Source organism: Pseudarthrobacter sp. MDT1-56 (assembly GCF_059383555.1).
This window is the reverse complement of sequence record NZ_JBWZCK010000008.1, coordinates 40,969-61,650: the sequence shown is the minus strand read 5'-3', so window position 1 is coordinate 61,650 and position 20,682 is coordinate 40,969. Positions and strand designations below refer to the sequence as shown.

At 68.6% G+C, this 20,682-nt stretch carries 19 protein-coding genes; 11 read left to right on the top strand and 8 right to left on the bottom strand.

The features are described from left to right. Positions 1–154 precede the first annotated feature (154 nt). Both AC50YC_RS12430 and AC50YC_RS12425 read left to right on the top strand, forming a co-directional pair. On the top strand, positions 155–388 hold the full coding sequence (locus AC50YC_RS12430) for a hypothetical protein (protein ID WP_354171929.1): 234 nt from the start codon (positions 155–157) through the stop codon (positions 386–388). Positions 389–484: 96 nt separating this feature from the next. Beyond that, a complete protein-coding gene (locus AC50YC_RS12425) occupies positions 485–742 on the top strand; it encodes a hypothetical protein (RefSeq protein ID WP_494953820.1) in 258 nt (85 codons plus the stop codon). 76 nt (positions 743–818) lie between these two features. Here AC50YC_RS12425 and AC50YC_RS12420 read toward each other — a convergent pair whose 3' ends face one another. Further along, on the bottom strand, positions 819–3,401 hold the full coding sequence (locus tag AC50YC_RS12420) for an ATP-dependent DNA ligase (RefSeq protein WP_494953819.1): 2,583 nt from the start codon (positions 3,399–3,401) through the stop codon (positions 819–821). 40 nt (positions 3,402–3,441) lie between these two features. Here AC50YC_RS12420 and ku point away from each other — a divergent pair, with 40 nt between their 5' ends. Then, positions 3,442–4,422, top strand: a complete 981-nt coding sequence (ku, locus tag AC50YC_RS12415; protein ID WP_494953818.1) for a non-homologous end joining protein Ku — start codon at positions 3,442–3,444, stop codon at positions 4,420–4,422. A gap of 32 nt (positions 4,423–4,454) precedes the next feature. Here ku and AC50YC_RS12410 read toward each other — a convergent pair whose 3' ends face one another. From AC50YC_RS12410 to AC50YC_RS12385, 6 genes are all read right to left on the bottom strand, one after another. After that, entirely contained in the window at positions 4,455–4,742 is a 288-nt protein-coding gene (locus AC50YC_RS12410; protein ID WP_494953817.1) for a DUF7218 family protein, read from the bottom strand. 264 nt (positions 4,743–5,006) lie between these two features. After that, a complete protein-coding gene (locus AC50YC_RS12405; RefSeq protein WP_056428072.1) occupies positions 5,007–5,285 on the bottom strand; it encodes an HPr family phosphocarrier protein in 279 nt (92 codons plus the stop codon). A gap of 57 nt (positions 5,286–5,342) precedes the next feature. Beyond that, positions 5,343–7,409 (bottom strand): PTS fructose transporter subunit IIABC, encoded by a 2,067-nt coding sequence (locus AC50YC_RS12400; RefSeq protein ID WP_494953816.1) that lies wholly within the window; start codon positions 7,407–7,409, stop codon positions 5,343–5,345. Between the two features lie 2 nt (positions 7,410–7,411). Then, complete coding sequence (locus AC50YC_RS12395; RefSeq protein ID WP_494953815.1) at positions 7,412–8,398, bottom strand: 1-phosphofructokinase family hexose kinase; 987 nt, start codon at positions 8,396–8,398, stop codon at positions 7,412–7,414. Beyond that, positions 8,395–9,198, bottom strand: a complete 804-nt coding sequence (locus AC50YC_RS12390; RefSeq protein ID WP_494953814.1) for a DeoR/GlpR family DNA-binding transcription regulator — start codon at positions 9,196–9,198, stop codon at positions 8,395–8,397. Before AC50YC_RS12390 ends, AC50YC_RS12395 begins: the two co-directional genes overlap by 4 nt. A 662-nt stretch (positions 9,199–9,860) precedes the next feature. After that, positions 9,861–10,124, bottom strand: a complete 264-nt coding sequence (locus tag AC50YC_RS12385) for a DUF6458 family protein (protein WP_494953813.1) — start codon at positions 10,122–10,124, stop codon at positions 9,861–9,863. A 355-nt stretch (positions 10,125–10,479) separates the two neighbouring features. Between AC50YC_RS12385 and AC50YC_RS12380 the strand changes: the two genes are divergently transcribed. The 5 genes from AC50YC_RS12380 (at position 10,480) to AC50YC_RS12360 (ending at position 16,838) form a co-directional block, all read left to right on the top strand. Continuing rightward, positions 10,480–11,700: a beta-ketoacyl-[acyl-carrier-protein] synthase family protein gene (locus AC50YC_RS12380; RefSeq protein ID WP_494953812.1), complete on the top strand. Its 1,221-nt coding sequence runs from the start codon at positions 10,480–10,482 to the stop codon at positions 11,698–11,700. Between the two features lie 9 nt (positions 11,701–11,709). Further along, positions 11,710–12,354 carry an alpha/beta hydrolase gene (locus AC50YC_RS12375; protein WP_494953811.1) on the top strand — a complete coding sequence of 215 codons (645 nt, stop codon included), beginning with the start codon at positions 11,710–11,712 and terminating at the stop codon, positions 12,352–12,354. A gap of 138 nt (positions 12,355–12,492) precedes the next feature. Beyond that, on the top strand, positions 12,493–13,533 hold the full coding sequence (locus AC50YC_RS12370; protein WP_494953810.1) for a LacI family DNA-binding transcriptional regulator: 1,041 nt from the start codon (positions 12,493–12,495) through the stop codon (positions 13,531–13,533). Between the two features lie 141 nt (positions 13,534–13,674). Then, the gene (locus AC50YC_RS12365; RefSeq protein ID WP_494953809.1) at positions 13,675–14,412 is read left to right on the top strand and encodes an HAD family hydrolase; all 738 of its coding nucleotides are present in this window, start codon (positions 13,675–13,677) and stop codon (positions 14,410–14,412) included. A 95-nt stretch (positions 14,413–14,507) separates the two neighbouring features. After that, a complete protein-coding gene (locus AC50YC_RS12360; protein WP_494953808.1) occupies positions 14,508–16,838 on the top strand; it encodes a glycoside hydrolase family 65 protein in 2,331 nt (776 codons plus the stop codon). On the opposite strand, the gene AC50YC_RS12355 is transcribed toward AC50YC_RS12360, so the two are convergent. After that, entirely contained in the window at positions 16,835–18,247 is a 1,413-nt protein-coding gene (locus AC50YC_RS12355) for an MFS transporter (RefSeq protein ID WP_494953807.1), read from the bottom strand. The two genes, AC50YC_RS12360 and AC50YC_RS12355, sit on opposite strands and share 4 nt — an antisense overlap. 103 nt (positions 18,248–18,350) lie before the next feature. Here AC50YC_RS12355 and AC50YC_RS12350 point away from each other — a divergent pair, with 103 nt between their 5' ends. The 3 genes from AC50YC_RS12350 (at position 18,351) to AC50YC_RS12340 (ending at position 20,635) form a co-directional block, all read left to right on the top strand. After that, positions 18,351–18,941, top strand: coding sequence for a hypothetical protein (locus AC50YC_RS12350; RefSeq protein ID WP_494953806.1), 591 nt, complete (start codon positions 18,351–18,353; stop codon positions 18,939–18,941). Positions 18,942–19,043: 102 nt separating this feature from the next. Continuing rightward, entirely contained in the window at positions 19,044–19,895 is an 852-nt protein-coding gene (locus AC50YC_RS12345; protein ID WP_494953805.1) for a hypothetical protein, read from the top strand. After that, a complete protein-coding gene (locus tag AC50YC_RS12340) occupies positions 19,886–20,635 on the top strand; it encodes a LamB/YcsF family protein (protein ID WP_494953804.1) in 750 nt (249 codons plus the stop codon). Before AC50YC_RS12345 ends, AC50YC_RS12340 begins: the two co-directional genes overlap by 10 nt. Positions 20,636–20,682: the final 47 nt, after the last annotated feature.

Below are 20,682 nucleotides of genomic sequence, written 5' to 3'. Positions count from 1 at the left end.
AATCCGGGCCAAATCGCACCATCGGGGCAGGCCTGGATCGCCCGTCGGGCGGCCCCGCCGCACCGTGAAAAAGGGGGTACCCAAGGGATCCGGAAAGCGCTTAGGGTTGACATCAGCGCAGTGCTGATGACGAGCCACACAAGGAGAACAGTCCATGACTGGCAAAGAGACCAAGAAGAGCGGCAGCAGCGGGGCCGAGGGGGACGACAAGTCCCAGGACAAGCAGGGGCAAGGGAAAGGCATCAAGTCGCGCCTCACCGATGCCCAGAAGGAGATGCTCGCGAGCAAGTCGCGGGGCGGCGCTGCCTCACAGAGTGTCGGGCACAGCCACAAGCCCACGCACGTCAGCGGCAAACAGGGCCCGGCGGAGAAGAAAGTCCGCTGGTAGTCCTACAGACATCGCACGCCGGCAGACCTACGATAGTTGGACACTTCGTTTCACAGCTTATTTCGACGACGTAATTCGACAGCGGAAGGAAGAGCAATGGCGGAACACCAGTTCGGAGACGAGATCGATCCTGAGGTTGCCAGTCATCTAGCGGAGTCGATAGACGAGGCGCCCGGGCCGGAAACGAACCGCCCTGCCCCGCCCACCGCAGCCGAGGGTAAGCAGTGGCCGGACGGGAGCGGCAAGCACCGCCATCCCAAGGAGCACGACGTCCAGCATGGCCGGCTGGGCCACGAGGCCGCGGTGAACGCGGTTCACCGGATCACCCCGCCGGACACCCCGCACTCCTCCTGAACCAACGCCGGCGCCCTGCGCCGGCGGCCGGGAGCCCGGGACGGCCTGCGACGGCCGCCCGGGCTTTTCACTGCCGTCAGTCCGACTCCATCACCACGTCCTCCGGATTCTTATCCAGCCGCCAGCCGCGCCACACCGGGTGCCGGAGCTTGCCGCTGCCGGTCCATTCCCCATAGGTGACCTCCCCGACGAGCTTGGCGCTCACCCAGTGCGCATCCGAGGCGTCGGCCGCCGGCACCTCCTCGAACGGAGAAGTCTTCCGGGGCAGGGCATCGAGCTGCTGGCGCAGTTCCTTGAGCTCCCGGGCGCTGAATCCGCTGCCGACGCGTCCGACGTAGCGCAGCTTGGAACCGGCCGGGATCCCCAGCAGGAGTGAGCCGACGGATTGCCCGCGCTCGCCTTTGCCCGGCCTCCAGCCGCCGACCACCACTTCCTGGGTGCGCTCGAACTTGAGCTTGAGCCAGGACCTGCTGCGCTGCCCGACGTAGCGGCCGTCCACGCGCTTGGCCATCACGCCCTCCAGCCCCAGCTCTTCTGCGCTTTCCAGGATGTGCCGGATATCGCCGTCGATCAGCTGGGAAAGCTCCACCGGACAGCCGGACGTGGTGAAGAACGACTCCAGCCGGTCCCTGCGCTTGCGGAGCGGCAGGCGGCGCAGGTCCGTGCCATTCTCCGACAGGAGATCGAACAGCATCAGCCGCACGGGGGTTGTCGACTGCGCCTTCACGACGTCGGCGGCCTTGGTGAGTTTCATCCGCCCCTGCAACAGCCCGAAGTCGGGCCGCCCCGAGGGGCCGACGGCGATGATCTCGCCGTCGGCGATGAAATCCCGCTCCGGCCAGCAGGAACGGTCCGTCAGTTCCGGATACGCGGCGGACATGTCGTTGCCGTTGCGGCTGATCAGGCGGATCTTCTTCGCGTCCCCGAGGACGAGGGCGCGCACCCCGTCCCATTTGAGTTCAAACTGCCAGTCCTTGTCCGGCAGGTCGGCGGTGGTTCCGGAGCTGGCGAGCATCGGCATAAAGTCCGCCGGGTCCGGGGCGTCGGGCTGCTTACCCTCGGTCGCTGCGGCGTCGGATTCTTGCCCCGGCGACGCCTTCGCCTTCGCCTTCTCCGACGCCGTCTCCCTCTCCGTCTCCCTGTCCGCCGGTGGCGGCGCCTGCCCCTTCTTAGCACCCGGCGGGTCCATCAGATGGATGAGCCACTGGTCGTCGCCCCGGCCGGTGTGAATCAGGGCGAACCGGCGGGCGCCGCCCAGACCGCCGTCGTCCTGGCCGGTGAGGGTGGCGATGACCTCTTTTCCGGCAATCCACTTCTCGCACTCGTAGTGGCCGTGGTCCCAGATGCTGATGGTTCCGGCGCCGTACTGGCCCTTGGGAATGGTGCCTTCGAAGTCCGCGTAGTCCATCGGGTGGTCTTCGGTCTGGACTGCCAGGTGGTTCTTGGCCTTGCTGGTGGGGACACCCTTGGGCAGCGCCCAGGACACCAGCACGCCGTCGCGCTCCAGCCGGAAGTCATAGTGCAGCCGGCTAGCGTGGTGTTCCTGGATGACGAATTTCTCCCGGAGGGTGCCGCTGTCCGTCGCGGCACTGCCCGTCTCCGTACGGTGCCGTGCCGCCGTAAACGGCTCCGGCGTCATGGCCGCGTCCCGTTTGGCGCGGTAGCTCTCCAGCCGCGGGTCGGTGGCGCCGCCGTCGCCGGCCGCTTCCCCGGCGGCGTCGCCCGGATGGCCGTCCGGCCCGGACCCCGGCTGTCCCCTGCCGGAGATGGCGGCGAAAGGATCCTTACCGGACTTCACCCGTTTCAGGACCTCCTGGTAGTCGAGCTGGTGGAGGGACGGCGAGCTGAGTTCGCGCCAGGTCCGGGGCGCCGCCACGGTGGGCCGGAGCCGCCCGCGCAGGGAATAGGGGACGATGGTGGTTTTTGCGGCGCTGTTCTGGCTCCAGTCCACCAGAACCTTGCCGGTGCGCAGGGTCTTCTTCATGTCGCTCACGGCCAGTTCCGGGTGGTCGGCTTCCAGCGAGCGCGCCAGTTCGTGGGCGAACTCGGAGATCTGTTCGGAGCTCTGCGTGCCGTCGAGGGCGGCGTACAGGTGGATGCCCTTGCTGCCACTGGTCACCGGCACCGGATCCAGGCCCACGTCCTGCAGGATTGTGCGGGCAAGCTGCGCGACCTCGACGCACTCGGCCAGCCCCGCCCCCTCGCCGGGATCCAGATCCAGCACGAGCCGGTCCGGCGGCAGCGCGTCCCCGTGCGAGTCGACGCGCCACTGCGGAACGTGGATCTCCAGGGCCGCGATTTGCGCGAGCCAGGCCAGCGTGGCCGGGTCATTGACCAGCGGGTACTGGATGGTCCGTTCCTTGTGCGTGATGGACGCCCGCGGTACCCAGCCCGGCGTCGAATGGTCCAGGTTCTTCTGGAAAAACATCTCGCCGGGAGCCCCGGCCGTCCCGACGCCGTGCACCCAGCGTTTCCGGGTGGCCGGGCGGTTCGCGGCGGCCGGGATCAGGACCGGCGCCACCGCGGCGTAGTAGGCCAGCACATCGGCTTTAGTGGTGGCGGTCGCCGGATACATGACCTTGTCCAGGTTGGTGACCACCAGTTCGCGGCCCCCAACCCGGACCCGTTCCCTGGTGTTGGCCGGTGTCCGTTCAGCCAAGGGGCTTCACCTCCACGCAACTGTGATGTTCACTTGATCCATGAGAGCCATCTGGAAAGGCGCGATAGCGTTCGGGCTGGTCAACGTGCCCGTCAAGGTCTACAGCGCAACCGAAGACCACGACATCAGCCTGCACCAGGTCCACAATGCCGACGGCGGACGGATCCGCTACCAGCGCCGCTGCGAGGTCTGCAGCAAGATCGTGGACTACGAGGACATCGACAAGGCCTACGAGGACGACGGCCGCACGGTGGTCCTCAGCCGCGAGGAGCTCAAATCCATTCCGGCCGAGAACAGCCACGAGATCGACGTGGTGCAGTTTGTGCCGGCAGAGCAGCTCGACCCCATGATGTTCGAAAAGAGCTATTACCTTGAGCCGGACTCCAAGTCGCCCAAGGCCTATGTCCTGCTGCGCCGGGCGCTCGAGGACACCGACCGGGTGGCCATCGTCCAGTTCGCCCTGCGGGACAAAACCCGGCTGGGAGCCCTGCGGATCCGCGGTGATGTGCTGGTGCTGCAGTCTTTGCTGTGGGCCGACGAGGTGCGGGAGGCCAGCTTCCCCTCGCTCGAAACAACCATCCGCATCTCCGCCCAGGAACGTGAAATGTCGGCGGCGCTGGTCGATTCGATGGCGGCGGACTTCGAACCGGACCAGTTCACCGACGACTACCAGCTGCAGCTGCGCCAGCTCATCGAGGCGAAGCTGGAGAAGGGCGAATCCCTGGACACCGAGGAGACGTTTGGCGTCCCGGCTGCCGAGGCCGGCAGCGGCGAGGTGATCGACCTGATGGAGGCACTCAAACGGAGCCTCGAGAAGAAGCGCGGGGGAGGGGCAGCGGACGCGGACGAACCCGCCAAGCCTGCCGCCAAGTCGACCGCGGCCAAGACCGCGCCGAAGACGGCGTCCCGGACCGCCGCGAAGTCGACCGCGGCCAAGGCCGCCCCCAAGGCCGCAACCAAGACCGCCCCGAAGTCGGCCGCCCCTAAGGCGGCTGTGCGGAGCGCGCGGAAAGAGGCCTGAGCGGTCGGCTGTCCGGCCGGTGGCCACCGGGATCAGGAGTTCCGGAGCGCGGAAATGAGCTCGCTTTTCTTCTTGGCCGAGTAGCCCTTGAGGCCGATCTCCTTGGCGCGTTCCTTGAGCTGGGGGACGGTCCAGTCCTCGTAGTCGCCGGCCTTCCCGCCCTTGCGGCCCACCGCTGACCTGCCGTTCTTGGCTGCGGCATTGGAGATGCGGGCGGCTTTCTGCTTCGATGCGCCGTCCTCCAGCAGCTCCTCGTAGAGTTCCGGGTCCTTGATGCTGGGGCTTTCGGAGCCGCGTGGTGCGTTCTTCTTCGTTGGCATGGCTACTCCGGCCGCTGGTGGTCAGCGTCGTTGCTTTCCTGCACGGTTGCCACGGGGTTGCCTCCTTCGGCCGGGAATCGTCCTGCGGCAGGCCACCGTGAGTGGTGCCGCGGATTCCAAACTAGCGGCGCCGCCGGGCTCTGACAAGCCTTTACTAGGTCTGCTGATGGTTTCCGGGGAGCCCGGAAACGCAGAGGCCCGGCCGTACCCTGTTCGGGTGCGGCCGGGCCTCGGAGCCGGCGGCGGTACCGCCGGCTGGTGACGCTATTCGGCGTCGTGGTCCGTTTCGAGGATCTGGACCAGGCGTTCGAGGGCGGCGTCGGCGCCGTCGCCCTCGGCGCGCAGAACCACAACCTCGCCGTGGGACGCGCCCAGGCTCATGAGGGACAGGATGCTGGCGGCATCCATGGCCTCGTCGACGGGTTCGCCCAGCCGCGCGATGGTGATTTCGAGATCGAACTCGCCTGCAGCCTCGGCAAAGATGGCGGCCGGGCGGGCGTGCAGCCCTACGCGGCTGGCAATGGTGGCGTTGCGTTCGGTCATTTTTACTCCTTGGTTTTAGCTTGGGGATATCAGCTAGGGAAGGTTTTTCTGGACGGCTCAGGCGGCTACGGGAACCTGTTCCACCGTATCAACCGGCTTCTTGACTGCCCAGCGCTTGAGCCCGATCACGGCGAAGGCCGTGACGACGGTGCCGGCGGCGATGGCGACGACGAACATCAGGAAGTTGTCGATGGCGAAGAAGACGAAGATGCCGCCGTGCGGGGCCTTCGATCCCACCCCGGCTGCCATCGAGATGGCACCCGTCACGGCGCCGCCGAGCATGCTGGCGGGGATGACGCGCAGCGGGTCGGCTGCGGCGAAGGGGATGGCGCCTTCAGAGATGAAGGAGGCTCCCAGCAGCCAGGCGGCCTTGCCGTTTTCCTGCTCCGCCAGGCTGAAGAGGCGCTTGTTCAGCACGGTGGAGGCGAGGGCCATGGCCAGCGGCGGGACCATGCCGGCGGCCATCACGGCCGCCATGATCTGCCACGGCGCCTGGTTGTCGATGGTTGCTGCGCCGAGGCCGGCGACGGCGAAGGCGTAGGCAACCTTGTTGACCGGTCCGCCGAGGTCGAAGCACATCATCAGGCCGAGGATGACGCCCAGAGCAATGGCGCTGGCGCCGGTGAGGCTGGACAGCCAGTCGTTGAGGCCCACGGTGATCGCGGCAATCGGCCCGCCCAGGACCAGGAACATCAGGCCGGACGCAACGAGGGATGCCACCAGCGGAATAATGACCACCGGCATCAGGCCGCGCAGCCAGCGGGGAACGCTGATCTGTCCGATGGCATGTGCCACGTAGCCTGCCAGCAGGCCGCCCACGATGCCGCCGAGGAAGCCTGCGCCCATGAACCCGGCAACGGCGCCGGCGACGAAGCCCGGCGCGATGCCCGGCCGGTCAGCCAAGGCGAAAGCGATGTAGCCGGCCAGCGCCGGGACGAGGAAGCCGAGGGACAAGGCGCCGATCTTGAAGAGCACCGCGCCGAGGTAGGCGCCCAGCGGGCCCCAGGCCAGTTCCGGGTACTCGGTCGGCAGGTTCCCGATGGTGTTCTCCGCCAGGATCTTGTCCGCGAAACCGGTGATGTCGTAGCCGCCCACCAGGAAGCCGAGGGCGATCAGCAGACCGCCGCCTGCCACGAACGGGATCATGTAGCTGACACCCGTGAGGAGGGCCTTCTTCAGCTTCGTGCCGAAATGCTCGCCCCTTTCCTCGGCCTCCTGCTGGGCCTGTTCCTCGGCACCATAGTGCGGGACGCGGCGGGCGTTCGGGTTGTCCGCGGCGGCGAGAGCCTCCTGGACCATCTTCTCCGGCTCGTCGATGCCGCGCTTGACCGGGGCGTTGATGACGGGCATGCCGGCGAAGCGCTCCTTGCCGCGCACGTCCACGTCCACGGCGAAGATCACGGCGTCGGCCGCCGCGATCACGGCCGGATCCAGCGCCTTGGCACCGGAGGACCCCTGGGTCTCCACCTGCAGGTCGATGCCGGCTTCCTTGGCCGCGGCCACGAGCGAATCGGCGGCCATGTAGGTGTGGGCGATGCCGGTGGGGCAGGCGGTCACAGCGACGAGGCGCTTGGGGCGGGGTGCCCCGGCGGCCGCAGGCTCGGTGGTTGAACCGGCGACGGTTGCACCTGCAGCGGTGGCTGCGGCCGCTGCCGGGGCTGCGGCGGCGGGCTTGTCCGCGAGGGCGCCTTCGACGAGCTCGACGACCTCGGCTTCTGAGCCCGCGGCACGCAGGGACGCGGTGAAGTCCTTCTTAATCAGTGAGCGGGCCAGCTTGGAGAGCAGTTTGAGGTGCTCCTGGTCCGCGCCTTCCGGGGCCGCGATAAAGAAGATCAGGTCAGCGGGGCCGTCCTTGGCGCCGAAGTCGACCGGCTGGGAAAGCCGGGCCATGGCCAGCGTCGGTGCGGTGACCGCCGACGAACGGCAGTGCGGGATGGCGATGCCGCCGGGGACGCCGGTGGCGGTCTTCTGTTCCCGGGCAAAGGCGTCGGCGAAGAGGCCTTCAACTTCGGTGGCGCGTCCGTTGGCTGCAACTTTGCCTGCCAGGTGCCGGATCACGTCCTCGGGCGAGCTGCCCAGGTTCTGGTCGAGCTCGACCAGTTCGGTCGTAATGAGCTGAGTCACTGTCAATCCTTCCGGAGGGCCGTGATGGTTACGGCATCAGGGGTGGTTTGGTGGACTGCCGGGACTGTGGAGCCCGGCAGCGAAGCGGCGGCGGCACCATGTGCCACAGCCTGTCGGAGGCAATCGGCCGGGGCGGCGCCCTGGCTGGAGGCGAGCAGGTAGCCGGCCAGTGAGGAATCACCGGCGCCGACAGTGCTCACCGCAGTAACCGGCGGGTGCGTGGCGAGCCACGCGCCGTCGGCCGTCACAAGCACCGCACCCTTGGAGCCGAGCGTTGCAAGCACGGCACCCACCCCGGATCGCACGACGGCGGATGCGGCCACTGCGGCAGCCTCCGGATCCGCTTCGAGTTCCTCGGCGGACTTGTGCGTGGCGAACCCGGCTGCGGCAGCCAGTTCCACCAGTTCCTCGGCGTTGGGTTTGATGAGATCCGGTTTCCCCAGCGCGTCGCCGGAGATCGCGGCGGCGAGCGGTTCGCCGGAGGAGTCAACGGCGATGAGGGGGGCCTCGCTGCCGTGATCCATGGAACGCAGCCGCCGGGTGACGGTGGCGTAGAAGTCGGCCGGGACCCCGGGTGGGAGCGATCCGGCCAGGACAACCCAGCTGGCTCCGCGGGCGTGGTCCAGGAGCAGCCCGATCAGGGCTTCCTGCTGGTCCACACTCAGCACCGGGCCGGGTTCGTTGATCTTGGTGGTGACGCCGCCGGGTTCGGTGAGCGCCACATTGCTGCGCAGCGGCTCGCCGATCGGGAGCGCGGCGAACGGGACGTCGCCGTCGCGGAGGCCGGCGAGGACGGGGTCCGCCTCGGCTCCGGGGAGCACGGCGACCGTCGTCAGGCCGGAGGCGACGAGGGCGCGGGAGACGTTGACTCCCTTGCCTCCGGATTCCTGCCGGACGGAGACGGCCCGCTGGACTTCGCCGCGGAGCAACGGGCCCGGCAGTGCCACGGTGCGGTCCAGGCTCGGGTTGGCGGTCAGGGTGACAATCATGCGACCACCACCTCGACTCCGGCGTCCGCGAGGGCGTCGGCCAGGTCCTGGCTGGGTTTCGTGTCAGTGATCAAGGTGTCCAGATCTTTCAACGAGGCGAACTGGACCAGGGTTTCGGAATCCAGCTTGGAGGAATCAGCCAGCACCACAATGCGGCGCGCTGATTGGACGAAGGCAGCCTTGACAGCGGCTTCTTCAGGATCGGGAGTGCTCAGCCCGAAGGCTGCGTGGATGCCGTTGGTGCCGATAAAGGCGATGTCCGGGCGGATCCGGCGGGCGGCTTCCACGGTGGACTGGCCGACGGCGGCCTGCGTGATGCCGCGGACCTTTCCGCCCAGCAGGTGCAGGGCGATGCCGGGTTCCCCGGACAGCTTTGTTGCGACGGGCAGCGAATGGGTGATGACCACCAGTTCCGCGGCGGGCCCTGAGATGGCGGTGGTTGCTGCCGTCCGGGCGGCCAGGAGTTCGGCGAGGGCCTCGGTGGTGGATCCGGCGTCGATCAGGATGCTGCCGGTGCGGTCCTGCGGGATGAGCGCCAAGGCGGCCTCGGCGATCCGGGTCTTTTCCGGCTGCCGCTGGTCGGTGCGGACCAGGATGCTTTCCTCGTTGGTGCTGAAGCGGTCCGGGGATACCGCGCCGCCGTGGACCCGGCGCACACTGCCGGCGGCTTCGAGGGCGGCCAGGTCCCTGCGGACGGTCTCGGTGGTGATGCTGAAACGCTCGGCAAGGTCCGTGACGCTGGCGCGGCCGCTGGCAGAAATGAGCCCAACGATCAGCTGTTGGCGTTCTTCGGCGAACACTGGCTCTCCCTTGCGTCAGTACTGCGGACCTTCCGGCCACTTCCGTGATAGCCATCACAGGTAGTGGAGTTGATTGACTTTATCTTTGAATCTGTGGCTTTGTCAATGGAAAACAACATGAACGCAGAAATCTCACCCACCTTCCCATGGGACATGCCTCTTCTTCGCGCCGGGGAGCGGGCATACAGGGAATGTGTCCACCCTTGGCTCCGCAGGCTGGGCATGCCCGTGCTGCGGTTTGGTGAGCCGGGGGACATGTCCAATCCTTGTCCGGAGGAGTGGGCATATACGGACTATGTCCACCCGTGGCTCCGAAGGCTGGGCATATCCAGTTTCCGCAGCGGGGGCTCTCGGGCCGGGGGGACATGTGCGTTCCTGGGACTCTCGGGCCGGGGGCACGCCCAGATTCCGCACCTGGGACTCTCGGTCCGGGGGACATGCGCGTTCCTGGGACTCTCGGGCCGAGGGGCATGTCCAGTCCTAGTCCTGGGGAGTGGGCATATTCGGACTATGTCCACGGGTGGCCGCGAAGGTGGGACATGTCCGGTGGGGCGGGCTGGGCGGGGCGGCTGGAAATGCCGAACGCCGGGCCAGACCTTAGGTCCGGCCCGGCGTCCGGGTCGTTCGGGTGGCGCACCGTGGTGCAACGTAGCGCCATGGGGCTAGAGGCCGGCGTCGCGGCTCTCATTGCGGGTAATGGTCTCGCCGGTGTTTGGGTCGACGACGGAGCGGGTTTCGCTGACCCGGCGGGTGCGGCTGCGGCCCGGGGCGGCCAGGACCAGGGAAGCGATCAGTCCGATCACGCCCACCGCCATCAGGATGTACCCGATCATGGTCTGGTCAACGTTGGGGATCAGCCCGGGGGTGATGGCCCAGGCCAGAATGGCGCCGAGGGCAATGAGGAAGATGGAGGAACCGATTCTCATGACTTGCTCCTTGTGTCCGGTGGGACGGATAGGTACTGCTAAGCATGCTGTCCAGCGTCACGCTACAGCCCGGAAAGTGTTGTTTCAACGATCCGCGCGGCGCCACTCCGGTCTGTTTTCCCGCGGCAGTGCTTGCCGCGGGGGCCCCGGACAGCAGCGCCGCGGAGCAGGAGAGGGTTGGTCCGGATCTGCGGCGGAGGAAACCGGGGCGGCAGCGGGCGGGGGATCGCACGTACTCTTAAAGCGTGCATCGCGGCAGCCGCCATGCCTGCCGACCCTCGCTTGCCCCCGCCACACCCGTCCCGCCGCACTGCCCGCGGGTCCTTGGGCGGGCCTCACAGAAATGCCGGTACCCATGCCTGAAGCTTCCCCCAGAGTCGTTGTTACCGGACTGGGCGCCGTGACCCCTGTAGGCGGGACCGCTGCCGAGACCCGGGCGGCGCTGCTGGCCGGGCGCTCCGGAATTGCGGCGCTCGACGAGGATTGGGCACAGGCGCTGCCCGTCCGCATGGCCGGCCGGGTGAAGGTTGACGTCGCCTCGCTGCTCACCACCCCCGAATACAAGAGGATGGACCGGTGCGGGCACCTGGCGCTGGTTGCCGCCCGGGAAGCGTGGGAGCAGGCCGGCCGCCCCGCGGCTGACCCGGAGCGCCTGGCGGTGGTGATCGGTTCCGGCTACGGCGGCCTGGACACCACTCTGGAGCAGACCCGGACGCTGGATTCCAGCGGCCCGCGCAGGGTTTCCCCGCATACGCTCACCCGGATCATGACCAACGCCCCTGCCGCTTGGGTCTCCATCGACGTCGGTGCCAAGGGAGGGGCGCGCACTCCGGTGAGCGCCTGCGCCTCCGGGGCGGAAGCCATCTCCCAGGCCGCCGATATGATCCGGGCCGGTGCGGCGGACGTGGTGATCGCGGGCGGCGTGGATTCCTGCATCAATGGCCTGATCATCAGCGGTTTCGCGCAGATCCGTGCCCTGTCCACCCGTAACGAGGACCCGCAGTCCGCATCGCGGCCCTTCGACCGGGACCGGGACGGATTCGTGATGGCCGAAGGCGCTGCGATCCTGGTCCTGGAACGTGAGGACCACGCCCGGGCCCGCGGGGCGGAAATCCTGGGCGTCGTGGCCGGAACCGCGGTGACGTCCGACGCCGTCGACATCGTCGCTGCTGATCCGGCCATGCAGCGCCGGGTGATGGAAAAGGCAATCGCGGCCGCCGGACTTGGCGCCCGGGACATTGGCCTCGTCCACGCCCACGCGACGTCCACACCGGTCGGCGACCGCCTCGAAGCCGAAGCGATCAGGGCCGTGCTCGGCAACCAGGTGCCCGTCACTTCCACGAAATCCCTCACCGGGCACCTCCTTGGCGGGGCCGGCGCGCTCGGCGCCATCGTGATGATCCAGGCCCTGAAGACCGGGGAAGTCCCCGGAACCGGCAACCTGGACCAGCCCGACGACGGGATCGACCTCAACCTCCTTGGCGAAACCGTGGCAGGACAGCCGGCCAGGGCGGGGATCGCCAACGCTTTCGGATTCGGCGGGCACAGCACCGCGCTGGTGATCACCGAAAGCTAGGCTGTTCCGATGGAGACAGTCGTCTGGTCAAAGCCGGAACACGAACGCGCCGGCACGCCGCTGCTGGTGATGCTGCATGGCTACGGCCGGGACGAATCCCGGATGGTCAAGCTCTTTGCGAGCCTGCCGTCCGGGTTCAGCTGCGCAGCGCTGCGTGGTCCCAAGGAGATCGGGGACGGCCACGGCTGGTTCCTGCTGGACTACTTCCTGACCCACGACTTCGCCGACGTCATCTCCTCCACCAATGCCGTCTTCAGCTGGATCGAATCCGTCAAAGACCAGCACAGCAGCGTCAGCCTGTTCGGCTACTCGCAGGGCATGGCCATGGCCACCACCCTGCTGCGGCTGCGGCCGGCGCAGTTCCGGGCCGTCGTCGGGCTGTCCGGCTTTGTCCTGGAAAACGAACTCCTGGCGATGAGTGAATCGTTCGAGGCGCGCCCGCCCTTCTTCTGGGGCCGAGACCGGGACGACTTGGTGATCAACGACGCCGCCACGGAGCACACCGAGGCATGGCTCCACGAGCACACCCAGCTCACGGCGCGGACCTACCCGGGAATGGGCCACTCGATCTCGGCGGCGGAACTGGTGGACGTCAGTGCATTCCTGCGCCACTACGTGCTGCGCCCGGACGGCCGCCCGCAGAGCGCCACCTAGAACGCAGGGCTTAGGTGCAACAGGGCCAAACGGCCTTTCTTCATTTATCCACTTGCGCGCCAATTTTGTAAGCGCTTACACTCGACGTTGGCCAGGTTAACGGCCCACTACTTCAGGGGGAAGAAAGGGCTGAGCCCCGTGCTGCAGGATAAGACGCCGCGCGTCACCATCCAGGACGTCGCCGCCCCCTCCGGGCTCTCCATCTGCACCGTCTCCCGGGCCCTGCGCAATCTCCCGAACGTCTCCGTCCAGGCCCGGGCCAAAGCCGGCGACGCCGCCGCCAAGCTGGGATACAAGGCCTCCCCGGCAGCCTCCCGGCTGGCCGGCGGAAGCACCGGTTCCGTGGCCATCATCGTCCCCACCGCCACCGCCACCGCCTGGTTTTTCGCGCAGGCCGTGGAAGCCGCCGAGGAGATGTTTGCCGACAGCGGCTACGACACCGTCCTGATCAGCCTCCGCAGCCGGCCCAGCGTGCGGCACCAGCTTTTCGCCGACCTCCCCGGGCTGTCCCAGCGGGTCGACGGCGTCCTGCTCCTCAATATCGCCCTCAGCGAAGCCGAGGTGTCGGCCCTCGCCGGCTCGGGTCTGGCCGTGGCCAGCGTGGGCATGCACGACGTGCCCTGGGACAACGTCGGGATCGACAACGAGGACGCGGCCCGCACCGCCACCGAACACCTGCTGGGCCTGGGCCACTGGGATCTGGCCATGCTCTCCGGCAGCGAGGCAGGCGAACCCTCCCTGGTGACCGCCACCGAGCGGCTGCGGGGATTCGAACAGGCCCTCAGCGCCCATCAACTGACGCTCGATCCGGACCTGGTCCTGGCGGCCGGGTCCAGCATTGAAGGCGGCCGGCTGGCCATGATCGAGCTGATCGAAAACCGCCGAATGCCCTCCGCGATCCTTGCCGGCTGCGACGAAACAGCCTTCGGCGCCCTCATGGCCCTGAGGGACCTCGGTTTGTCTGCACCGAGGAACGTGTCCATCATAGGAATAGACGATCATCAGATGAGCTGGTTCCTGGGGTTGAGCACCATCGCCCAGCCGGTAGCCGATCAGGGCGCGTTCGCGGCCAACCTGTTGATTGAAAGACTCCTCCGCTCGGGACTTGCGAATCCCCCGACCAGCCACGTGCTGGAAACCAAACTGATAGAGCGCAAGAGCACCCGCCGCCGCCGCTGAGCGGGGCGGCCTGACCCGTCCAGCGTTTGCCCTCCAGAAATCCCCCGCCACAGTGCCTTCCCCTGCCTGCGTCCCCTGCCCACCCGGCGGGCGGCCCGCCCACCGACTTTTGTTACTGCCGTCTGAAAGGACAACCGATCCATGACTGAGCTTTCCAACAGCACCCCTTCGAGCTGGACCGGGGCCTCTGCCATCCTCTTTGACCTCGACGGCGTCCTGACCCCCACCGCGATCGTGCACGAACGCGCCTGGCAGGAGCTCTTCGACGGCTTCCTCACGACCGTGCCCGAGGCGCCCGGCTACTGTGAAAGCGACTACTTCGACCACATCGACGGCAAGCCGCGGTTCGACGGCGTCCGTGACTTCCTGGCCTCCCGCGACATCGTCCTGCCCGAAGGCCCGCTCGATGACGACCCAGCGAACAACACGGTCCACGGCCTGGGCAACCGCAAGAACAAGGTCTTCAACGACATCGTTGAGGCCGGAGGGGTCAAGCCCTACGCCGGCTCCGTGCGGTTCATAGACGCCGCCCTGGCCCGCGGGCTCAAGGTCGCCGTCGTCTCCTCCTCCCGCAACGCCCCGGCGGTGCTCAAGGCCGCCGGACTTTCTGACTACTTCCCGGTGGTGGTCGACGGCGTCGTCGCCGTCGCCGAAGGCCTGCCCGGCAAGCCCAGCCCGGCGACCTACGAGTACGCCGCCCGGCTGCTGGGCCTGCCCAGCGAGGACTGCGTCGTCGTCGAGGACGCTGTCTCCGGGGTCCAGGCCGGCCGCGCGGGGAGCTTCCACTCGGTGATCGGTGTGGACCGCGGTGCCGGCCGGCAGACCCTGCTGGCTGCCGGCGCCACGCTGGTGGTCAACGACCTCGACGAGCTCCTCTAGACGCCCTCCCGCCCTTCGTTTCCGCGCGGGTCCCGCCCCGCGCGGGCCTGCGCCGACTTTCACCACCTGATTCTTTACCGCCTGAAGGAAAAACCATGGCCCTCATCACCTCGGACCGCGCCCGGTTCCCCAACGACCCCTGGCAGTTGGTCGAGACCGTCCACCTCCCCGGCAACGCCGGTACGCTCGAGACCCTCTTCAGCCTGGGCAACGGCCACCTCGGCATCCGCGGAGCGCACTGGGCAGCGGCCGACGCCGAGCTGCCGGGCAGCTTTATTAACGGCTTCCACGAGACCTGGGACATCAAGCACGCCGAGAACGCCTACGGTTTCGCCCGCACCGGCCAGCGGATCCTGTACGTCCCGGACGCCAACAACTTCACCGTGATCATCGACGGCGAAACCCTGAGCCTGGACGAATCCACCGTGCTGGACTACCGGCGCAGCGTCGACTTCGGCACAGGCGTCTACGAATGCCGTATCACCTGGCAGTGCCGCTCCGGCGCCACCGTGACCACCACCGAACGCCGCGCCGTCGGTTACCAGTCCCGCGGTGCGCTCGGCATCTCGCTGGAACTGGCCGCGGACCGGGACATCTCCGCGGACGTGACCTCCTCGGTGATCAACCGCCAGGACCAGCCGGTCGAGGACCACACGGCCCATGACCCGCGCCGCGCCGGCCGGCACGCCGGGCGGGTCCTGCTTCCCGTGCGGCTCGACGGCGGCGACGGCTCGCTGCGCCTGTCGTGGGAGACCGCCGAATCCAAGCAGCGGATCGGCCTGGCCGTGGACCACTGGACGAACGCCGGGGTGCAGCCCTTCGACACCCAGGTGCACGAGGACGACAGCAGCGTCCGTTATGTTCTGGCCGTCGGCGCCGACGAGCCGTTCGTGCTGGAAAAGAGCGTCAGCTATGCCGTCGGGCAGGCCTCGGAGGACCTGGCCGACGACGCGGAAGCGGGACTCAGGACGCTCGCGGAGATCTTCGCCGAAAGCGCGGCGCACTACCGCGAGTACTGGACCACGAGCGACATCGTCCTCGCCGGCCAGACCGAACTCCAGCAGGCCGTCCGTTGGAACCTCTTCCAGCTGGCGCAGGCCACGGCCTGCGCCGACATCGCCGGCATCCCGGCCAAGGGCGTCAGCGGTTCCGGCTACGACGGCCACTACTTCTGGGACCAGGAGGTGTACCTGATGCCGTACCTGACATACACCAGCCCGGGCAACGCCCGCCAGGTCCTCGAGTTCCGCCACGACATGCTCCCCGAGGCCAAAATCCGTGCCAAGGAGCTCAGCGTGGACGGCGCCCTCTTCCCCTGGCGCACCATCAACGGGCTCGAAGCGAGCGCCTATTACGCCGCCGGCACCGCCCAGTTCCACATTGCCGCCGCAATCGCCTTCGCCACCAACCGCTATATCTGGGCCAGTGGCGACCAGGCGTTCCAGGAGACCCTGGGCTCCGAGCTGCTGATCGAGACCGCCCGGATGTGGGTTTCACTGGGCTTCTTCGGCAAGGACGGGCTCTTCCACATCCACGGCGTCACCGGCCCGGACGAGTACACCGCCGTCGTCAATGACAACCTGTACACCAACGTCATGGCCCGGTTTAACCTGCGCGCCGCGGCGGCGCTGGACCACCCGGACATCGACGACGCCGAACGCCAGCTCTGGGAGCAGGCCGCCACCCGGATGCAGCTGCCCTACGACGAGGACCTCCAGGTGCACTCGCAGGACAACGACTTCATGACCCTGGAGCCGTGGGACTGGAGCACGCCCCGGGACAAGTACCCGCTGCTGCTGAACTTCCACCCCCTGGTGATCTACCGCCACCAGGTCCTCAAGCAGGCAGACAGTGTGCTGGCCATGTTCCTGCAGTGGCAGGACTTCACCGCCGAGGAAAAGCGCCGCGCCTTCGACTTTTACGATCCGATCACCACCGGCGACTCCACCTTGTCCGCCTGCGTGCAGGGCATCATGGCGGCCGAGGTCGGCTACGCGGACGCCGCACTGAACCACTTCACGCACGCGCTGTTCATCGACCTGGACGACACCCACGGCAACACGATCGACGGTGTGCACATCGCCTCCACCGGCGGGGTGTGGAGCTCGCTGGTCAGCGGCTTCGCGGGCCTGCGGGACCAGGGTGCCGTGCCGTACTTCGACCCGCGGCTGCCCGCCGAATGGGACGGGCTGTCCTTCCACCTGAAGATCCAGGGCCGGCTGCTGCAGCTCGAACTGGCGCAGGGCTCCATCAGCCTGACCGTGCGCGAGGGCGCACCGCTCGACGTCGACGTGCGCGGCGAACTGCTCACGGTCGACGGCGACACGGTGCGGGTACCGCTGGCCCCGGTCGCGGAGCCGGAGCCCACGATCTTCCCGAGCGGACTCCCGACGGCATCGATCCCGATCGTGCGCGCGGCGGTCTAGGCCCCGCGACGGCGGTCGCCGGAACGTTCTGCGGCGGCGCTGTCACCGGCCGGCCCTGGTCCGGAGGCTTCGGCAGGGGATGGCGCGGGGGCCGTGGCATCCGCGAGGCCGTCCACCTGGTGGTCCAGCGGATGGGCGAGTTCGTCGGCCGGCATCCGGGCGACGGCCAGGGCGACGGCGGCCATGACCGGGCACACCGTCCCGGCGACGAGGAAGATAAGCCAGACCGGCAGCACCTCGGCGGCCGGTCCGGCGAGGGCCATGGACACCGGCATCAGGGCCAGCGACACGAAGAAGTCCAGGCTGGACACGCGGCCCAGCAGGTGCGGCGGCACCCGGCGCTGCAGCAGGGTCCCCCAGATGACCATGCCCATGCCGCCGGTGGCACCGAAGATGAACAGCGCGGCAGCCAGCGCCCAGAAGCTGTCCATGATGCCGACCGCCGCGATTGGCAGGCTGCCCGCGCCCCAGCTCACCATCATCACACTGAGGTAGCGGCGCGGCAGCGGGAACGAGGCCGTGGCCAGCGACGCGGCCGCGCCGCCGACGCCCATGATGGCGAGCAGGAAACCGAACATGCGTGAGTCGCCGCCGAGCTGGTCGCGGACCACGAACGGCAGGAGCACCTCAATGGGGCCGATCAGGAACAACACGGAGATGCAGGCCCACAGCAGGGTCCACAGCAGCCAGGGCGTGCGGACCGTGTAGCTGACCCCCTCCCGGAGGTCGTGCAGCAGGGACGTCCCGGCGCGTTCGCCGGACCGGGACCCGGCCCCGGCGCCGCCCTCCGGACCCGCCCCGCCATCGGCTCCGGGCAGGGGCTGGCGATGGAGCAGGTTCAGGATGGAAAAGGCCAGCAGGTGGCATACCGCCACCCCCGTCACGGCGTGGGCGGGGGACAGCGCGGCGACCAGGATGCCCGCGACGGCGGGACCGGCGGCCTGCTGCAGCATGGGCCGCATCGTACCTTCCATGCCATTGGCCGCGAGCAGGTCCTCCGGCGGCAGGATCCGGGGGAGGATGGCGGAGTAGGCGGGGAAGAAGAACGCGGCCCCGACGCCCAGCACAAACGCGCCGAGCGCGAGGTGCCAGAGCTGCAGCCAGCCCAGCATGGCCAGCCCGCTGATGCCGGCGATGACGGCAAGGTTGGCTCCCTCCACCGCGATGATCAGGAGCCGCTGCGGGAACCGGTCCGCCGCGATGCCGCCCGCAAGAACAAACGCGACGAGGCCCACGCTGCCCGCCGCCGCCACGAGGGAGAGCTCCAGCGGGCCGCCGCCCAGGTGGATGACCTCATAGACCATCGCCACGGCCCACATTCCGGAGCCGAAAATAGAGATGGCCAGGGCCGCAATCAGCACGCGGTATTCCCGGTGCGCGAACGGGCGGAGGGCCCTCAGTGAGCGCATGGCTCCAGTCTAGAGGCCCGGCGCTGGCCCGTCCCAGTCCCTCCGGGTACGCATCGGCGAGGCGCTTCCGCGCCGCGGACGCGCACCCGGATAGGCTCCTGTCATGAACTCATCGGCCACCGCGACGGCGCGGCGCAGCCTGGCGCTCCTCGGCGCCAACGCGGGACTCGCCCTGCACCCGGTAGACGCCGGCGGAGCGCTGCTGCCCGGCGAGCCAGCGAGCTGCTTCGCGTCGTTCTGGACGGTCGACTGGTCGCGCTGGGGCGCAGGCAACGCGCTGCTGGTCGCCACCCTCCAGGGCTGGCGGACCTACGGCACCAGCGAGTTCTTCGCTGCCTCCCTGGCCACCGAACTGACCTGTCATTTCCCGGAGGCTGCCCGGTTCCCGCTGGACGCCATCACCCACACCGACGACGAGTTCGACGTCGTGCTCGACGCCGGGCAGGGATTCCGCACCACCGGCCGGAAGGCCGGGCTGGAAATCAGCGGCGTCCTCGACCGCCGGCAGTTTGCGGCTCCCAACTTCCAGCTCGGCGACTCCAGCGCCTCGCTCAGTAACGTGTACCTGCCGTGCAGCACCGGCCGGCTCGTGGAATTCGGGGTGGAATGGCCCGGCGCGGCCACCGTCTACCCCGGGCCGCTGGGCCCGGCGTCGTCGGCCTTCGTGGCCGTGGCTGAATCGTGGGCGCTCTAACTGCCCTCCCGGGACCGGGGTTGAGGCGCGGACAGACGGGCCCGTGGCCTAGTGTTAAGACCAGACGAAGCTCAGCACCCTTATAGTTCACGGAGAGGCGATATGGCCAAGCGCAGCAACCCGGCAGTGAAGATTGCCCAGAAGTCAGCACACAACGCGATGTTCGACGCGGAGGGCAAGCCCAAGCCGGGCGTCCACAACGTGCTCCTGCGGGCCGTTGAAGTCCAGCGCCCGCTGGTGCTGGCGAACCTGCGCCGGCTCCAGCGCCGGCATCCGCGGGCCACCGCGGCGCAGCTCGCCGCGACCCTGGAACGGGACTACCTCATCGCCGTCACCGGCGGCGGCGCGCTGGTGGGCGGCGCGGCCGTGATTCCCGGCGTCGGCACGGTCGCTGCGCTGGGCCTCTCGGCCGCCGCGACCGTCGGTTTCCTCGAAGCCACGGCACTGTTCTCCACCTCCCTCGCCGAACTCCACGGCGTCCGGCTGGTGGACCCGGAGAAGGCCAGCACCCTGGTCATGGCGATCATGCTGGGCGAGGAGGGCACCGCACTGTTGAGCTCGCTGAGCGGGCAGGCCGCGGGACAGGGCAAGGGCCCCACCCAGGCCTGGGGCTCCCTCTTCAGCCGCCGGGTTCCGCTGACCGGCTTCGGGTCGGTGCGGGAACGGATCCAGACAATGTTCCTTCGGACCCTGCTGAAAAAGCAGGGAACCGCCCTGCTGGGCCGGGCGCTGCCGTTTGGCATCGGCGCCGTCGTCGGCGGCGTGGGCAACCGGATGATGGGCCGCGCCGTCATCGCGAACGCCAAGGAAGCGTTCGGCCCGATGCCGCTCGTCATTCCCGGAGAACTTGGGGGCCCGGCGGCAGCCGCCAGCCCGGCGGAAGCCGAAAGCCCGGCCGCAGAGCGGGGCAGCAAGGACAAGGCAGCGCAGGAAGACGGCACGCTGTGGATCTGAACGCGGACCTGGGGGAGTCCTTCGGCACCTGGACCCTGGGGGACGACGCCGCGATGTTCCCGCTGGTCACAAGCGCCAGCGTGGCCTGCGGCCTGCACGCCGGGGATCCGGTGACCATGCTGGACACCTGCCGGGCAGCCTACGAGCTCGACGTCCGGGTGGGCGCCCACCTCGGCTACCCGGACCTCGCCGGTTTCGGCCTCCGGGCCATGGACATCACCTTCGATGACCTTTTCGGCGCCGTGCTGTACCAGCTCGGCGCCCTGGACGGGGTCGCGCACGCCGTCGGCGCCTCGGTGGACTACGTCAAGCTGCACGGGGCGCTGTACGACCGGACAGTTCGCGACGCCGAGCAGGCCTCCGCCGTGGTCGCCGCGATCCAGGCCTACGATCCGGGGCTTCCCGTCCTGGGCTTCCCGGGCTCCGCCCTGCTCGGCATCGCCCAGGAAGCCGGCCACCCGGTATTCGCCGAGGCCTTCGCCGACCGCGCCTACCTGCCGGACGGCACCCTCGTGCCGCGCTCGCAGGACGGCGCCATGCTGGACGACGTCGGCCGGATCACCGAACGCGCGGTGCGCCTCGCCACGAAGGGCGAGGTCGAGGCCGTTGACGGCACCGTGCTCCGGATCGAACCGCAGTCCCTGTGCATCCACGGCGACAGCCCCGGTTCCCTCGCCACGGCCACCGCGATCCGCGCGGCCCTGGAAAGTGCGGGCGTGGAGCTGGAGAGTTTCGCCTGACCCCTGCCTGAAGGCCGCGATCCTCATCTTCATCACGGGATCTGCCC

Excerpts from the sequence above, each read along its gene's own strand:
- AC50YC_RS12430 (WP_354171929.1), top strand. The coding sequence starts at position 155 with ATGACTGGCAAAGAGACCAAGAAGAGCGGCAGCAGCGGGGCCGAGGGG.
- AC50YC_RS12425 (WP_494953820.1), top strand. The coding sequence starts at position 485 with ATGGCGGAACACCAGTTCGGAGACGAGATCGATCCTGAGGTTGCCAGT.
- ku (WP_494953818.1), top strand. The coding sequence starts at position 3,442 with ATGAGAGCCATCTGGAAAGGCGCGATAGCGTTCGGGCTGGTCAACGTG.
- AC50YC_RS12410 (WP_494953817.1), bottom strand. The coding sequence starts at position 4,742 with ATGCCAACGAAGAAGAACGCACCACGCGGCTCCGAAAGCCCCAGCATC.
- AC50YC_RS12405 (WP_056428072.1), bottom strand. The coding sequence starts at position 5,285 with ATGACCGAACGCAACGCCACCATTGCCAGCCGCGTAGGGCTGCACGCC.
- AC50YC_RS12395 (WP_494953815.1), bottom strand. The coding sequence starts at position 8,398 with ATGATTGTCACCCTGACCGCCAACCCGAGCCTGGACCGCACCGTGGCA.
- AC50YC_RS12385 (WP_494953813.1), bottom strand. The coding sequence starts at position 10,124 with ATGAGAATCGGTTCCTCCATCTTCCTCATTGCCCTCGGCGCCATTCTG.
- AC50YC_RS12380 (WP_494953812.1), top strand. The coding sequence starts at position 10,480 with ATGCCTGAAGCTTCCCCCAGAGTCGTTGTTACCGGACTGGGCGCCGTG.
- AC50YC_RS12375 (WP_494953811.1), top strand. The coding sequence starts at position 11,710 with ATGGAGACAGTCGTCTGGTCAAAGCCGGAACACGAACGCGCCGGCACG.
- AC50YC_RS12365 (WP_494953809.1), top strand. The coding sequence starts at position 13,675 with ATGACTGAGCTTTCCAACAGCACCCCTTCGAGCTGGACCGGGGCCTCT.
- AC50YC_RS12360 (WP_494953808.1), top strand. The coding sequence starts at position 14,508 with ATGGCCCTCATCACCTCGGACCGCGCCCGGTTCCCCAACGACCCCTGG.
- AC50YC_RS12355 (WP_494953807.1), bottom strand. The coding sequence starts at position 18,247 with ATGCGCTCACTGAGGGCCCTCCGCCCGTTCGCGCACCGGGAATACCGC.
- AC50YC_RS12350 (WP_494953806.1), top strand. The coding sequence starts at position 18,351 with ATGAACTCATCGGCCACCGCGACGGCGCGGCGCAGCCTGGCGCTCCTC.
- AC50YC_RS12345 (WP_494953805.1), top strand. The coding sequence starts at position 19,044 with ATGGCCAAGCGCAGCAACCCGGCAGTGAAGATTGCCCAGAAGTCAGCA.